The following is a 15,455-nucleotide window of genomic DNA, read 5'->3' as shown; positions in this document are numbered from 1 at the left end:
CGCTATCCCAATCCAAAGAAGCGTGCGACGAATGCTGACAGGCGTTCGATGACCCTCTGTTTCGTTTCGCCGTGGCCACCATCGGGGGAAAAACGTGACACTGGGGGCAGAATGCCGGTGATGGCAGTTCCACTTGTGGCCACAGCACCGTCACGCAGGGCGGCCATGACAAACGCCTTGGTGGCCTGGGGTCTGAGGTTTTCGGCGGCAATAATGTGTTCCAGCTCTTCTTCGCGCCGCTTGCTGATGAACTCTGCCCACTGCTGGTCGACTTCTTCGGCGGTGTTGACCGATTCGATGAACGCCTCGATGAGATCTTTTTTGTTTCGCAGTGACGGTGAGGCGTCGATGGAGCGAGCGATTGATTCTTTGATTTCGGTATCGGAACCGTCACCAAATCGATCGCGGTGTTGTTGGACGAGCATCAGGATGTAGTCGACATTAATTTCGACCTGTTTGATCAACTCGATTTCGAAGACCAGGTCGTCGTTGATGGTGGCCCGCTCCGCGTCCAACAGTTTGCGACGTTCGTTGTAAATATCGAGGTATCGGGCGCGATAGTCCTGTTCTTGCCGATCTTCCAGTACGTCTTGGTGTTGGAAATCGTCGAAGGAAGTCAAAATGTTGCGAAGCCTGGTGATCGCACCCCACAGCTCAACAAACTCCCGCTCGGCTTGTTCGCCGACGATGTGCTCACCAGGGGGAAACTGTGTTTTGAGTTCGTTGAGCCTCTCGAGGTATTCGCTGAAGTAGTCCTGGTACGGCTTGAGGAGTACGACGCCCTTGGCGTCTTTGTTGCCAAACAGTGCAATAGCGTCGTTGGTGGCCTGTTCCAGATCACGAAACGACACGATATTTCCGTAGGTTTTGACCGAGTTCAAAATGCGGTTAGTCCTGGAATAGGCCTGGATGAGCCCATGGGAGCGAAGGTTCTTATCTACCCACAGAGTATTGAGGGTTGTGGCGTCAAAGCCGGTGAGAAACATATTGACCACGATGACGAGGTCCAAATCTCGCTCGCGAAGTCGCCTCGTGAGATCTTTGTAGTAGTTCTGAAAACCTTCCGAGGCACTGTCATAGCTCACCTCGAACATCTCGTTGTAATCGCTGATGCAGGCGTCCAGAAAAGACCGAGCGTCCATGCTGAGCCCGTCAGTCTCGAACTCTTCCTCATCGAGTAGGCCATCAACGAGTTCCTCGTTGGCCGCGTAGGAGTAAATGATTCCCACCTTCAGCCGCTCGCTCGCAGGAACGGACTCCTGCTGGCTTTTGAATTCCATGTAATACGCCTTCGCAGCGTCAATCGATGCGGTAGCGAAGAGCGAATTGAAGCCCTGCATCCGCTTACCCGCTGTCGTGTAGTGCTCCGAACGTTTTGTTTTCTGATCGAAGTGCTCGCGGATATACGCGACGATTTGGCGGATACGTTCACTGTCGAGCAGCGCACGCTCGGCATCGATTGCGGATACTTGCTGCTCGGTGAGACCGGGAGTCATCTTGACCGTGTTGACGTAGTCGATTCGAAACGGCAAAACGTTCTTATCGGTGATGGCGTCGACGATCGTATAGGTGTGTAGCTTGTCGCCAAAGGCCTGCTCTGTCGTTTTCAGCTGGGGTTTCCCGCCAGTCGACGCGTTTGACGCGAATATCGGAGTCCCGGTGAAGCCAAAAAGGTTGTAGCGCTTGAAAGCTCTCGTGATGGCCTGGTGCATATCGCCAAATTGTGAGCGGTGGCATTCGTCGAAGATGATCACTGTGTGATCGTTGTAGACCGCGTGGCTTTCGTGGCGATCGACAAATTTTGAGAGTTTCTGGATCGTGGTGACCACAATTCGCGCACTCGGGTTTTCCAGCTGTTTTTTCAGCTCGGCAGTGGATTGGTTGGAGTTGGCGGCACCCTTTTCGAACCGGTCGTATTCCCGCATTGTCTGAAAGTCGAGGTCTTTTCGATCCACCACGAACAACACTTTGTCGACACTGGGAATACGGGTAGCCAATTGTGCGGTTTTGAAGCTGGTCAGTGTCTTACCCGAACCGGTGGTGTGCCATACGTACCCACCGGCATCGATCGTTCCCAGTGTTTTGTAGTTCGTTGAAATAGCAATGCGCTGCAGGATTCGCTCGGTCGCCACAATTTGGTAGGGGCGCATCACCAGCAACATGCCCTCAGTGGTCAACACGCAGTATTTGGTTAAGACGTTCAAGAGTGAATGCTTGGCAAAAAAGGTTTTCGCAAACGCGGTGAGGTCCTGAATGGGTTTGTTGTGGGCATCTGCCCACCAGGAGGTGAATTCGAACGAGTTCGACGTCTTCGATTTGGCAGAGCCCTTTTTGGACTCCTCGAGGCGTTGTTTGCGAATGGTGTTTGAGTAGTACTTGGTCAATGTGCCATTGGAGATCACAAACAACTGCACGTATTCAAATAACCCGGAACCCGCCCAGAAACTATCGCGCTGGTATCGATTGATTTGGTTAAACGCTTCGCGTAAATCCACACCACGGCGTTTGAGCTCAATGTGAACCATCGGCAGCCCATTTACCAGAACCGTCACGTCGTAGCGGTTAGTCCGTGTTGCACCGCCGTTACCCTCGGCCACCTCGTATTGGTTGATGACCTGCACGCGATTGTTGTGAATGTTTGACTTATCCAGAAGCGCGATGTTTTTAGTCGACCCATCATCGCGGCGAAGAAGTTGAATGTGATCTTCTTGGATGCGCCTGGTCTTCTCCGCAATGCCCTCGTTTGAACTCGCCAGTTGGCTGGAGAAAAACTGCTCCCACTCGCCCTCAGAAAAGGTCACATTGTTTAGGGTCTCCAGCTGCCTGCGGAGATTAGCGATCAAATCCGCTTCTGACGTAATGCGGAGGTATTCGTAGGCCTGGCTTTCCAGCAACCGAATGAATTCAGTCTCCAGCTGCGCCTCTGACTGGTAACTAGAGGCGTTCTGTTTGTCCGGTACGTACTCCGAGACAACCGTGCTCTCGTTACTGACCGCAATCGGGTCATAACGGATCGCTTGGGCCTCACTCACGCAGCGAGCTCCTCAAAAGTCAACAGCTTGTCCCGGTAATACTCGTACTGCTTCCGGCGGGCAGCAATCTCAGCGGGAAGACCCGAAGATATGTCGTTCACCAAAGTGTTGAAGCTGTCGAGGATACGGACGATTTCCTGTTGAATGCCAAGTGGGGGCACTGGGATCTTCAATTCGTTGAGTTTGGCTTGTGTGAGGCTTGGGACTCCTCCGGCTTCATTGAGGTTTTCGAGCTCGGCTGATTCCAGGAAGTAGTAAAAAAACTTCGGGGCCAAGCGGTCCCCAACCTCGGTGAAAAAGATAGTGTCGACTGTCCAGAACGGAAATGACACAAAATATAGGTTTCCAAGCGAGCCCTTCCTAGGAATAAGCACAGAAGGGCCAGGATGGGCGGACTCTGACACAGAGGCGATGACGCCGCCGGAACCATAGACAGGAATTGGCCCTTCGGGCAAATGCTTGTAATCGCGGCCATTCCGAATCCGGACTAGTTCGCCAAGTCGATCCCAATCAATACCTTCTGGACACATCTCGTGAATCATTTCACTTAGTGGATGCCCCTCAAGGTCCCCATCAAACGAAACCAGAGAGTCGCGCACCACTTCATACTGCGTTTTTCGTGCCTCTAGCTCCGCCTCTAGCTCCGCCTCTAGCTCCATAAAGGTGTCGAGGATGCGGACGATTTCCTCTTGCACCCGTAGCGGGGGAATCGGGATGCGATAGTTCATAATTGCCGGCTTCGAACCTCTAGGCATCTTCCCCCCGCGTGCGTGCTTCATCGAAAAATTAAAGAAGCCATCTGACGAGAGAAGGTAAAAAAGGAAAGCCGGCGCCACCTGGCCAACGGAAGATGGTGTGATGCGAATCGCCAGTACGTCCCCGCTGCAGCCGCCAGAGCCTGTTGCGAGCCAAATTTTCTTTAGGTAGGGGCGAATATTTCCGAGCAAGATATCCCCTTCGGTGTAACCGGTGACTTTTCCGCTAACCGGAACCTGCTTCGCCGGACGGATACCTCGCTTGTTTGAAAGCATGTTGTCGACGCCCACGTAAGTCTCCGAGGTCAAAGAAGAAACATCAGAACGGGTGTCGGAAAAAGTGGCGATCTCGCTAAGGATTGCGTGGGGTACCCCGGCGGGAGACAACTCGCTAATAAGTCCGTCTATCCGACTCATCGCTCACCCTCGAGGTCTCTGACGATTGCATCAATTTGGGCTCGCAGTGCGGACTGTCTGGCGACGATTTGTTCAATTTCTTTATTTAGCTCGGCGATGTCGATGACTTCCCTGGTGTCTTCCTTTTCCACGTAAGCCGAGACTGAAAGGTTGTAATCCTTGGAAGCAAGCTCTTCGTTTGGTACCAGGCGGGAGAAGTATTCGGTGTTATCCCGTGATTCGTAAGCACTGAGGATGGTCGCCCGGTTGTCGGGAGTCAGGCGGTTCTTCGTGTTTTCCCTTTTGAACTCTGCGCTGGCGTCGATAAACAGCACCGCATTGTCGTTCTTCGATTTTTTCAGCACGAGAATGCAGGTGGCGATGGTGGTACCAAAAAAGAGGTCAGTGGGTAGTTGGATGACCGCATCAACAAAGTTGTTATCGATGAGGTATTTGCGAATCTTTTGTTCTGCCCCACCCCGGTACATCACACCAGGGAATTCCACAATGGCGGCGGTGCCATCAACGGCGAGCCACGACAGGATGTGCATGGTGAAGGCCAAATCGGCTTTTGATTTGGGTGCAAGCACTCCCGCGGGCGAAAACCGCGGGTCATTGATCATCAGGGGATTGGCGTCGCCGTCCCATTTAATCGAGTAGGGCGGGTTTGACACGATCGCTTCAAAAGGTTCGTCGTCGAGGTGGGCGGGATCAGTGAGAGTGTCGCCGTGTGCGAGGGAGAACTTTTCGTAGTTCACGTCGTGGAGAAACATGTTGATCCGGGCAAGGTTGAAGGTATTCAGGTTGATTTCTTGGCCGAAGAAACCCTTCCTCACGTTTTCTTTGCCAAGGACTTTGGCGAATTGGAGCAGCAGTGCACCTGAACCACAGGCTGGGTCGTACACCTTATTCACCTGTGTTTTGCCGACCAGGGTAATCCGAGCAAGGAGCTCAGAAACCTCCTGCGGGGTGAAGAACTCGCCCCCGGACTTTCCCGCACTTGACGCATACATAGCCAGTAGGTACTCATAGGCGTCACCGAACGCGTCAATCGAATTGTCCGCAAAATCACCGAGGGTGAGATCGCCAATCGCCTCCATAAGCTTTGCTAACCGACCGTTTCGTTTGGGGACGGTCGAACCGAGCTTTTGGGAATTGACATCCAAGTCATCGAATAACCCCTTCAGGTCATTTTCACTCTCGGAACCAATTGCTGAACCTTCAATTGCCTTGAAGATCGCCTCGAGGGTCTCGTTCAGGTTGGGGTCGTTGGCGGCCCGAGAGCGCACGTTGGCAAAAAGCTGACTGGGCAAAATGTAGAAGCCCTTTTCGGCGACCGTCTCCACGCGGCCGTATTCGGCCTCCTCGTCTGAGAGTGTGGCGTAGTCGAAGTCCGGGTTTCCTGCGGCCCATTCGGCTTTGTTCAGGTAGACGGAGAGGTTTTCCGAGATATACCGATAAAACAGCATGCCCAGCACATAACTCTTGAAGTCCCAACCGTCGACACTTCCCCGCATGTCGTTGGCAATTCGCCAAATTGTGCGGTGAAGTTCGGCCTGCTGTGATGCTGCTGCAGCCATTGACTAGCTCACCAACCACAGTGTTGGCATGGGTCTTTTGCCCTTGTGTGGATGGAGTGTCAGGGCTTGGTTATGCCTTTGATCGGCGGCGCGGGACAAATCGGCACATCTCTTCATGTTTGTAGTCTACGGTTGGTCACCAACAAGCTCACTGCTTGAACCCTCCTTACCCATCGCGCCCTGCCCGCCTAGGCCGTATCTCGAACCGTGATCGGCCACGTAATTGAGCCGGCATTTATGGTTTCACAAACGGTGGTTTTGTCACAAAGATTTAGTAACGAGATTTGGGTGCTTAGTTTGCAATTGAAGTTCACCATTACTTCCAAAGTCAGTGCTTCTCATAAACCAACGTTTTTGTATTTCTGCTCCTTTAGCGCGAATCCCGTAAAGAGGCTGATTAAGAGAGTTCAGTCCTCGCCACTAGCACCGATGTTTGTCTGTGCGGAGACCTGGAACTTGTTCGGGCGCTGCCAGCAAATGTCGAGAAGCAGCGCATTGCTTTGGAAATCGCGAATTGCGGAGCTGAACCATGACTTGTCCTCCGCCTGGACCTGTGCGACCGGCTCATCATCCACCGCAAAGACGAGATTTTCTTGGTCCACTTGAAGGCCGAGAGCACCGGGAAGTATTAGACGGTCCCAAAGGCGAGCACCATTGTTTTCAAGAAGTCTTCGGACGGTTTGCTTGTGCTCGTTCAACACGCGCCCATTAAATAGCCCAAATCGAAACGGAAGGGTCTCGGCGTAAGCAAGGCCCCGAAGGACCACTGGCCCCTTTCGTGCTGCAGCAGCGACTTGCGCTCTCGCCGCAGCCATTTCGGCGGGCTGTGACCGGGTAGCGAGCCACTCATCTGCCAAGCGCTTGCTTTCAAGCATTTCTGGTTTAGGCGACAACTCGGGATACCGTTCGAAAAACTCGCCGAGTGTCGAGTGGGGTTTATTCCAAAGAAGGGCTTTATCTAGCTCGGCGGAATCGTCCCACACTCCATTCTGCGGAACGACCACAACTGATGTGCGGCTTTTCGTAATGCGGTGTTCCACTTTGATTCCATGGGGCTGGAGCACTGCTTGGAGAAACTCTTCATCCGGCAGGCTCAGTTGGGTGATGGTGACTTCGTCTCCTTTTTTCAGCTTTGGCAGCTCAGGACTCCAGCCTCTTTTTCGGTCCTGCCTTTGGGCGTCGAGAGATTCGTGGTGTATCTCGTCAACTCTTGCGTATGTGGAGGAGCGTGCTTGCGAAAGGGGGCTTGGCTCGTCAGCCCAATGCACGGGGTGGATAAAGAGGTTGACCGAATGCTTTGGTCGCTCGCGCCGAAATTGGTCAAACCAGATTCGTCCTGAGCATCGAGCTGACCATCCGCGAGTCCTTATTTTGTCGAAAACCTCGGGGGCAACTTGTTCGGGGATGTGACCTAGTTGCAGTCCTAAGCACCACACGCCGACGGCTTTGCCTGATACGCTGAACCGATTGGTTGGGTCTGCCCGAAGCTCAATTTCAACCAGCGTTTCGCTTTTAGGACCGTTACCTAACTTTCGCGCCAGTCGTCGAAAAGATTTTGAGTAGAAACTTTCACCAGCGACGTTGGATTCACTACCTCGGGCTAGCTCGGGTAGTTGCGGAGCCGCTGTGGGGGGAAGTGTTTTCCGTTGAAGAAAATCAAGTATGCCCATGGGAAAAGGCTAGCCATGTCATGCAGACAGTTGGGAGAGTTTTCAAATGTCGTCGGTTCGGGGGAGAATCACACTGAAGGGGTAGAAAGGGCAGAAGAGGCGAATATGGAAGTTTTCTGGTTTCTTATGTTCTTCGGCGGAGTTGTCGCGAGTGTGTATTTCTTTGGTAGCCGTGGCCTCCGCAATCGTGCGATAACGACCGGGGCCGAGTCAAACGCTTCGATTCTCACGAAGCTCGCTAACGAGCTACCTCTTCAGAAGCATGCGGACTTCCAATTCCGCCCAGGAGAGCACTTGGTCTGGGTCCAAAAGAACGTGAACCTCATTGAGTCAAGACAGGCCCCGCGTATTTCAAGGAGGTCAGCAGACGCTTTCACCGTTGCTTTGGCAAAAGGTTTCTTCTACACCGCCGCATCAGGCACCTCCATCTCTCCGGAGCCTGGCGATGTTCTCCGCATTATCGATTCCGGCAGGGTCACCTTCACGAACATGCGCGTGATGTTTATCGGAAAACACCACTCTCGCGAGTGGGATATGGCAAAACTTGTTGGCTGGAACGCGGATAACGGCGGCCAGCTGATGATGGCGACATCGAACCGTAAGCGAATGTCGGGAGTCGCCCTCGCTGACCCCACCAACGGGCTCGCTCCATCAGTGGCCTTCGATTTGGCAGGCATTGCCCAGGAGGAGGGCTGGGAAGCCGCACGTCTAGAAAGTAGAAGAGGGGCAGAAGCCGCCCGCGCCCAGTCGCGAATCGTCCATGAGAACCCCTGGGCAAGCACTGAACGGTTACAGGAACTCATCGAACAGGCAGAAAACAGAAGGCTGAAAGCCGTAGATGATGATGAGCGCGCAAAGTCCCTCACTGTTGAGTCGCCGCCACAGCCAACAATCTCGGAGATTGAAGTTGTGGGCCAACAGTTCCAGCGCTCGAATCTCGAAAAACTTCGGAGGGACTTTCGCGCCGGCGAGGCGTTTGACTATATAGTCGAAGCAGAATTAGTGCAGGAGCCCGAAAACGACCACAGCCCTAGCGGCCGAGCTGTCGCTGTGCTCGTGAAGGGGTTGAAAGTCGGTTACGTCCCTGAATGGCTCGCGCTTCGTGTGTTCCAGGCTTTGGATTCGGTCGGGGGCCGAGCAACATTGCCTGGCTCGCTGCGCTTGTCCTCCGAGGCGAAAGATTCGACTGAGGCGCGGCTTACGCTTTCAATCGACTCAAGACTCCCTATTAATCCAGAGACTGCGTAGATGGTTGTTCCCTCGCCTCCTCACTGCCCATTGTGTGACTACGCACCTGCGCCCGAAGAAACACTTTGTGCTGCTGCGGCAATGCCTTCGCATGGCTCCAAGACGAGCACGGAAACTAATTATTAATTTCCGGAATCGTGTACTGAGCTAGTGGGTTGTCGAGCTCATCCTTCCGGGACAACTCCATGAAAGCCGGTCGTTTTGGCAGCTTCTCACCATGTAGAAAGCCGGTCGAGACTTCTAGAAAAGCTTTGTCAAATTCCTCGTGGGCTTGCTCGCCGGTGCCAATAATGTCGTGGGCCACCGAGGTTTCATCCTCGAAAACTATGAAGAACCGGAACCACTCCAAATCCTTGCCTCCAATGATTGGTAGCCACAGTCGAGCGCAGTCGGTCTTTCGAGTCTCTCAGTTCTAGTGTTTGAATTGGTAAATGGACAACGTGACAGCTGGAGCCTCAGATTCTCGTCCGCCAATAAAAAGGTGGTTTGTCTCCTTTCAGAATTTTTTGTCATTCGTGCTAGAGGTGTCGGACATGGCACGACTCGTCCGTCAGTCAATGAACAACTCTGAGGCATTGAATGACGCGGTTGAGCAGAGCTTGCGGGAGGTTTTTCCTCCAGATGTCTTGAGGTTGAAAGGCTCAGAGCTCGGCGAGATTGTGCGGGATGCATTCGAATATCGAAAATCCCTCGTCTCGCCCGATGGCACGCTCCATGATTCCTTTGAGGAGTCTTTGGATGAGGAAATTCGACAGAGGGTTGAGGCTTTGGTGGTTGCCAAAGACGAGCCCTTCGACCCAGACCTCTTCCTACACCCAATCACGAGGGCCATCCAGTCGGTCGAGAGGAGAACAGGTGGGCCTCGCTTGTACGCCGGTCTGCTTCTTCAGTTGGACTCCGCTTTCGAGGTCCTGACCGGAGACCTTATGGTTGCTATTAGTCTTCTTCATCCCGTGGATTATGACCTCAAGAGCCTTGGCCTTTCCTCGGGAGAAATTATCCGGGCTGTAAATCAAGAGGGTGTCGCACAGCTCTTCGCAGAGCGAGAGGCCGCAACAGTCTTGAACCGTTCTCTAGACGCGTGGATTGAGTGGTTTGAGCGAGCCCCACGAAAACTAATCGCGCCCGGAGCACTCACTTCCATTACTGATGTCAAGCGTTTCCACCTCATTAGAAATGTACTTGCTCATGGTGATGCGAAACCCCAGAGCAGACACCTCAAATTGATGGAGGAACTTGGACTACAAGAAACAGACTTTCGCTTGACCTCAGAGAGGTTTGCAGAGGCTTGTGAGGCATATCTTGCTCTTGGTTACGAGCTGTGGGCCATTTCTGGTGACAAGCTCTTTTCCAAGGAACCCGGGTTTAGCGGGCCGTTAACGTACATCCAGATTCGTCTGCTCAACAATGGCTTCTCCTCCGTCGTGGCGAGCCTTGACCACTCGCGGCTCAGGTCCTTTCAAGTTGATGAAGTGAGAATTAATGCCTGGCTAGCGAAGCTGGATGAGGTTGACAGAGATTCCGAATTCGAACTTGACCCTCCCTTCGAAGAGAACACTGTGGAGGAGCAAATTCGGCAATGGGAGCCTGATGATTCGGTGGCTGAAAGATTCGAGCGACTTCAACTCGCGAAGTTGGTCCTGACAGGCGACCGCGTCCAGGCTAATGCTCTAGCCACTCAGATGTTCGCTTCCGGTCGACTACAGATTAACCACGTTCTAGATTGGCCAATCTTCCGGAAGCTGGATACGGAGCGAATTCTTCAGGCTCATGAGGATGGGGCCTGAACGGACCTAACGTACGTTTTTGGCTCACCAAACGGCTGTAGCCTAAAAAGCGTGCTTGGAAGCGTGGATGAAGACAAAGATGGGTGGACAATCCTTTTCGGCAGCGTTGCAAGAGGAGACAACCGCCTTGAAGGATGCCCTGCCATTCTCGAGAGTTCCTCGCCCGGGCGATTTGTGCTCACGCTTCACGTGCCTGGGGCTCTCCTTCCCGTCCTTGGTGAAATGGGCGAAGACCAGGACTCTCTAAATACCGATGAGTCCGTCGAAATCTCCAACCCCGACGGTCGATGGGCGCTTTTCGGACTGCAATTCAAGAGCGCGAAAGGCTCGCTCGGAACCTTGCCTGCTCGGATTCAGTACAGAGTTGCATTTGTCGTCAAACTGGCTGCGGGAATAGTTCTGACGCCCCCTCTTCGTGCCGTCACCCTCTCTAGCGCGATTGAGCCGCTGGGCCACCTGTTCAGAGTGCGCGGTTTCGAGTGGGAGCCTACGCTTCCGCAAAAGACGGTTGCGATTAAGCCCAACATAGTAATTGCCGACTGGGGTTTCCAAGATTTTCAGTTAGCACTTGTTCACGAATCACGGTTTCGAGTGGCAGCCAATGTTTTGTCGGTCACCGGCTCAGTTCGGTTCAAGAGCAGCGCAACTGAAGATGTTCCACTCCAACTTCACCTAGACAGGAAACAGGAATTCCTCGCTCTTTTGAGAGTTGCTCTCGGTGAAGACGTTTCTGTTCAATCCCAAGTCATCGGGCTTCAGGACGAGAGCCAAACGTTTGACCTATGGACACATGACCAGAGCAGCGGCGCGAGTGGGGAAAACCCCTCTGAGGAACCGCCAAAGAGACTTCCCATTGATTTCCCAAAGATTGGTGTTGATAACTTTGCGCGTTGGCACGGAAAATATGACGAATTCAGGCGGCCAATCGAGGCGATTTCCAGTCTTTACGCAGGGAAACGAGTGGCTTATATAGAACACACGTTGTTGTCAGCATTCATTGCTCTCGAATCCTTAGCAAATATTCTTTCCAACCCCAAGGCACGAACAGCTAACGGGAAAAGCAAAGAGTGGGCTGCTTTCGACATTTACAGGCTCTTTTCCGAGGCACCGATACCCTACGAAGAATGGAATATTGATAGGGCAACACTTGCATGCTTCATGCCCAAGACTCACAATTCTTTGAAGCACCATCGAGAGAACAGGTTCATGGACACGGACGCCCTTGTTTTGGCAGGTTCTGTTGCGGTTGGTCTATCCCGATTTCTGCTGCTGAAGCATGTTTTAGGGCTCTCGCCAGACTCAATCGGTTTATACGGCCTGAGGGAGTTCCGTGTCGCTCGAGCTCTCATGAAGACGGCGTTCGCCGAAATTGAGGATTACAAGACAGGGAGGAAAGGCGCTGAGTGTGTTGGTTGCCTTTCAGCGCAATAGCGGCGGTACCGACGCCAAGTCTGTCATCGGTTGTGGGGCGCTTTTCTGTGCCCCACGAACTCCAGTTTCATGGACATTCATCCATGCTCAAAATAGACCGATATCCCTGAATTTGAGCGTTTATGACGCTGTGTGAGGCTCTCGCCGAGTACTGGGGGTGAACGGGTAATTAACTCCTCGACAAGAAGAGCGATTCCGAACAGATTCCGTAAAAAAGACGGAATCGGTCAGGAAAACCGGGAAAAAGGCGGAAAAGCGCTGACACTTTACAACTGCTGACGACTCCACGCACCAATATCTAGTTGAGGTTAATTCTTGATTTGCCGGCAGTGAAATTGTAAGTAAGACTAAAGAGGTGAAAAAAGCCCAAAATGTTGCCTTGTCCATCACTATTGCAGTTGCCATGCTTGCTTTGGCCGGCTGCTCACAATCCGCTGACAGTGGTGTTTCCCCGGAAGTGTCGGCTGAACAAGGAGCCGGCAGTGCAGGAGATGCAGTCACGGACCAGTCCTCTCGCTCCGACCAGGTGTGGCCAGTAACCCAATACGAACTGGATTCCGCACTTTCATCCGCTTCCTCGAAAGAGTACGACGATTTTGACGAAGAAACCACATATCTTTGGGCCGCGACCCAGTTTGCGGACTCAGTTATTTTTGGTGGGCAAGTTGATACCGCCGGGGGGTCGGCAGCTTTTTCTGCTTTCGTGGTCTATTACTCGGCTGATGATTGGATTTTCTTCGACACTCTTGTCGTTCGGGCCGGCGGGCAGACGTATGAGCTGAGCACATGGGAGTCCTACGAAAAAGGAACCGATGTTGGAAATGGTGGGATTGTAACCGAGTACGGGGTGGTCTCTCCCGGTCCGTCGGAGGACGAAGCTATCGCTGCGCTTTTGCGAGACGACAGCTCAAAATTTCGCCTGTCCGGTTCAGATGGCACAGTAGAGCGCGCTTTCACCACAGAGGAGCGACAGGTCATCAGAAATTGGTTCACTGCCCACCGTGGCTTGGCCGAGGGACTGGTTCCGTAGCTGCCAAAGGTTTTTGCCGTTCTTTCCGGGCCACGGGCTGGAGTAGCGGTCCTTGCGGGTGTAATCCGGACCTCTCTGCACGCTCAGAAAGACTGCGGCAAAGCCCGTCGGACCCAAACCTGAGAAGACTCCATCCCCGCGGAGTATCACTGCCTTGGTCCCGCTCGAAGAGAGGGTTGGGATACGGCTAGAGGGGTGGGGAAGCGGTCTTCTAGCTGGGTTTTTTGAATGTCAGGAGAAATGTCAGGAGCACGCCCGGACAAACTGACATTTCCTGATACACCCTGACACCCCCAAGCTCAGTAAACTGCTGGAAAACCACGTAGCTAGTGGGGTCGGTTTCTGTCTCTTAATCAGAGGGTTCATCGCACGTAGACCACTCGGCTCTTGCCTCAACTCAAAAAAACGGTGCAAGTGACCATTTGATGTCCGAAACCGAACGTTTGCGAGCCTTGTCGCGTTGATGGGTGTGGCCGCCCACCTTTGCGCACTGATTAGAGGTCAAACTCGGTCAATCGCGAGGCGCTTAATTTGAGTTTTTGGAGCGAACCGGATGGCCAGAAATTCCCATTACGTGAATACTCTTCAACCCTTGGCTATCTGTGCCCAACAAATGTGACGAGTAGGGTCGAGACAGTTAGCAGCACGTATAGGGCTATGTTTACTGCTCGCCAGAAACGAAGAAAAGAGGCTTTTCTCCATCCGCCGTTGGAGCGCCCCAAAAGGCCCAGCGTGGCGACAACTAATAAAGCGTGTGGCATCAATGTCCAGAAGTACGTAAACGTCTTCTTCGAATACGCGTCGTAGAGCCACACCTCGCTACATGAATCGCATTGCCATGAGGTCCCACTACCAATTGCCACAGACCCAGTTGCCCAGTGCATGAGCCGAGCCCGCGGCACTCCACACAAGTGTTTATTTGGCTGCGGTTTTGTTGGAGTTACAGGGACAACTTCTAGGAAACCCATGGCTTTAATGCTAGAGGTTCGTTCACTTGTTGCTCGTTATTACGACGTCCGGATGGGCCTCTCGAGCTCGCCAATCTCATGCCGAGGATATTTGCCTCCCCAGCCTTCAAGTTTGCTAAAACGATGCTCTTTAGAATTTGACGTCGTAAGGAGAAAGTTGTGGAGCCTCTCGCTGTGATCAGTCTCCTTGCTTGCGTTGGCTCTAAAGCCGGATAGTTGTGAGGACGGAGATAGATTACGAACTTGGAGTCGACTTAGATCGCAGACTCGTTTAATACGGCTCCACACACTCCAAACGAGTCGAAACAAGTGTGACGCTCCATGCGGATAAGAAACCCATTTCTAACCCGACAGCGCCCATGAGGCCATCCTGAGCAGGTTGGCGGGAGTGCGGGGGACCGGCATATCGGACTATTTCGTCGTAGGGCCGACCGACGAGCTGCCCCATCTCGGCCATCGCTTTTTGTGCGCTCTTCGAGTGGACATTTGGTTTGCCAGGGTAGGCACGGATGGACCACGTGCAGTCTCCCGGCACAAGGTCGCCCGCTGCAGGAACTTGTGAGGAGTCAAAGGGTTTGCCCGCGTTTCCTGCCTATTCGCTTCCCGGAAGAGCCCACACCCCGCCTGCGTCCATGATTTCATCGTTGTTTTCCGGTTTGACGCTGCCGACTGGCACCCGCCTGTCCGAGTTCTTGATAAATGCCTTTCCCGCATTGTCCGCATTTGGTTCGCCGCCCCCAAAGGGCGTCCCACATGCGCCTCAAAATTGATTGCCAGCGATCCGCTCGGTACCGCAATTAGTGAAAAACTTTTCCATCTTTTAGAGGCTAACCAGAGGTGAGGCCGCTTGCAAGGCGGCGGGGCCCGAAGTCACCAGAGCTCAGAATGTAAGTCCCAACCGGTCTGCGTCTTTACAAACTGGGGAGCGCTCGCCGAGAGTGCACGCGGTCCGCACGTAGAGGCCCTTCTCACTGTCCAGGTAATAGGTCATCCCGAAGGTATCCGGGTAGCGCTGAAGTCCCTTCCACCATTCGTCGACATTCGAGCAGGCGAAGATTGTTTCCCTAATTTCAGCATTATTGTCTTGACTGAGGGGCACAGCGGCAGCCGCCCGAAATGCGTCAGAGCAGCTCTGGCTTGGACTGGTTGTTGTTGGGGATTCACGCTCCTCGGGCTCATCTGCGGTCACGGTGATGAGATTTGTGGTCCGTGAGTAGTTGATGTCTGATGGCACACCGTCTATTTGACGCCGCCATTCAATGGAGTCGATGAAAAACTCCGTTTCGCCTGTGTTGAATGAGTAATCGCAGGTCGCGTCAGTTCCAATTCTCTGTCCAGCCGAGTTCTCGATGCTTATATCCATTTGCTTGAGGCCCTCAATGTGGGATGTGATTACACCTTCGGCAATGGATGGCTCGTGTGCCTTCAGGTACTGGGCACAAGCGTCGGCGATGGCTTCGGCGGTGGCGGCAGCGGTTGCTTCTTCTCTTTGGCTCAGCTGTTCGCTCCAAATGCTTGCCCCCACAATTGCAGCTAACACGACTCCTGCGACCGTCCA

At 53.3% G+C, this 15,455-nt stretch carries 10 protein-coding genes; 4 read left to right on the top strand and 6 right to left on the bottom strand.

Going from position 1 to position 15,455, the window contains the following annotated elements; translation table 11 throughout:
* Window positions 1–2: 2 nt before the first annotated feature.
* The 4 genes from C3B54_RS06460 to C3B54_RS06445 form a co-directional block, all read right to left on the bottom strand.
* Window positions 3–3,032, bottom strand: a complete 3,030-nt coding sequence (locus tag C3B54_RS06460; protein WP_104913768.1) for a type I restriction endonuclease subunit R — start codon at window positions 3,030–3,032, stop codon at window positions 3–5.
* Window positions 3,029–4,204 carry a restriction endonuclease subunit S gene (locus C3B54_RS06455; protein ID WP_104913767.1) on the bottom strand — a complete coding sequence of 392 codons (1,176 nt, stop codon included), beginning with the start codon at window positions 4,202–4,204 and terminating at the stop codon, window positions 3,029–3,031. Before C3B54_RS06455 ends, C3B54_RS06460 begins: the two co-directional genes overlap by 4 nt.
* The gene (locus C3B54_RS06450; RefSeq protein ID WP_104913766.1) at window positions 4,201–5,763 is read right to left on the bottom strand and encodes a type I restriction-modification system subunit M; all 1,563 of its coding nucleotides are present in this window, start codon (window positions 5,761–5,763) and stop codon (window positions 4,201–4,203) included. The genes C3B54_RS06455 and C3B54_RS06450 overlap by 4 nt, the downstream gene beginning before the upstream one ends.
* Before the next feature lie 407 nt (window positions 5,764–6,170).
* A complete protein-coding gene (locus C3B54_RS06445; RefSeq protein WP_104913765.1) occupies window positions 6,171–7,433 on the bottom strand; it encodes a hypothetical protein in 1,263 nt (420 codons plus the stop codon).
* A 105-nt stretch (window positions 7,434–7,538) separates the two neighbouring features.
* On the opposite strand from C3B54_RS06445, the gene C3B54_RS06440 reads away from it, so the two are divergent.
* Complete coding sequence (locus C3B54_RS06440) at window positions 7,539–8,681, top strand: hypothetical protein (RefSeq protein ID WP_104913764.1); 1,143 nt, start codon at window positions 7,539–7,541, stop codon at window positions 8,679–8,681.
* Window positions 8,682–8,796: 115 nt separating this feature from the next.
* On the opposite strand, the gene C3B54_RS06435 is transcribed toward C3B54_RS06440, so the two are convergent.
* Entirely contained in the window at window positions 8,797–8,985 is a 189-nt protein-coding gene (locus C3B54_RS06435) for a hypothetical protein (RefSeq protein WP_158665580.1), read from the bottom strand.
* A gap of 127 nt (window positions 8,986–9,112) precedes the next feature.
* Here C3B54_RS06435 and C3B54_RS06430 point away from each other — a divergent pair, with 127 nt between their 5' ends.
* The 3 genes from C3B54_RS06430 (at window position 9,113) to C3B54_RS06420 (ending at window position 12,929) form a co-directional block, all read left to right on the top strand.
* Window positions 9,113–10,468: a hypothetical protein gene (locus tag C3B54_RS06430; RefSeq protein ID WP_158665579.1), complete on the top strand. Its 1,356-nt coding sequence runs from the start codon at window positions 9,113–9,115 to the stop codon at window positions 10,466–10,468.
* A gap of 63 nt (window positions 10,469–10,531) precedes the next feature.
* Window positions 10,532–11,899: a hypothetical protein gene (locus C3B54_RS06425; protein ID WP_158665578.1), complete on the top strand. Its 1,368-nt coding sequence runs from the start codon at window positions 10,532–10,534 to the stop codon at window positions 11,897–11,899.
* A 355-nt stretch (window positions 11,900–12,254) separates the two neighbouring features.
* Window positions 12,255–12,929, top strand: a complete 675-nt coding sequence (locus C3B54_RS06420) for a hypothetical protein (RefSeq protein ID WP_104913760.1) — start codon at window positions 12,255–12,257, stop codon at window positions 12,927–12,929.
* Window positions 12,930–14,777: 1,848 nt separating this feature from the next.
* Here C3B54_RS06420 and C3B54_RS06415 read toward each other — a convergent pair.
* Complete coding sequence (locus tag C3B54_RS06415; protein ID WP_158665577.1) at window positions 14,778–15,437, bottom strand: hypothetical protein; 660 nt, start codon at window positions 15,435–15,437, stop codon at window positions 14,778–14,780.
* Between the last annotated feature and the right edge of the window lie 18 nt (window positions 15,438–15,455).

The sequence above is a fragment of the Pontimonas salivibrio genome, from assembly GCF_002950575.1.
In the GTDB taxonomy this organism is placed as follows: domain Bacteria; phylum Actinomycetota; class Actinomycetes; order Actinomycetales; family Microbacteriaceae; genus Pontimonas; species Pontimonas salivibrio.
Note: the sequence above shows the minus strand (reverse complement) of the source record. Positions and strands in the feature narration are given on the sequence as shown.

Bases quoted from the DNA above. Each gene is read 5' to 3' on its own strand.
- C3B54_RS06445 (WP_104913765.1), bottom strand. From the start codon at position 7,433: ATGGGCATACTTGATTTTCTTCAACGGAAAACACTTCCCCCCACAGCG.
- C3B54_RS06430 (WP_158665579.1), top strand. From the start codon at position 9,113: ATGGACAACGTGACAGCTGGAGCCTCAGATTCTCGTCCGCCAATAAAA.
- C3B54_RS06450 (WP_104913766.1), bottom strand. From the start codon at position 5,763: ATGGCTGCAGCAGCATCACAGCAGGCCGAACTTCACCGCACAATTTGG.
- C3B54_RS06455 (WP_104913767.1), bottom strand. From the start codon at position 4,204: ATGAGTCGGATAGACGGACTTATTAGCGAGTTGTCTCCCGCCGGGGTA.
- C3B54_RS06440 (WP_104913764.1), top strand. From the start codon at position 7,539: ATGGAAGTTTTCTGGTTTCTTATGTTCTTCGGCGGAGTTGTCGCGAGT.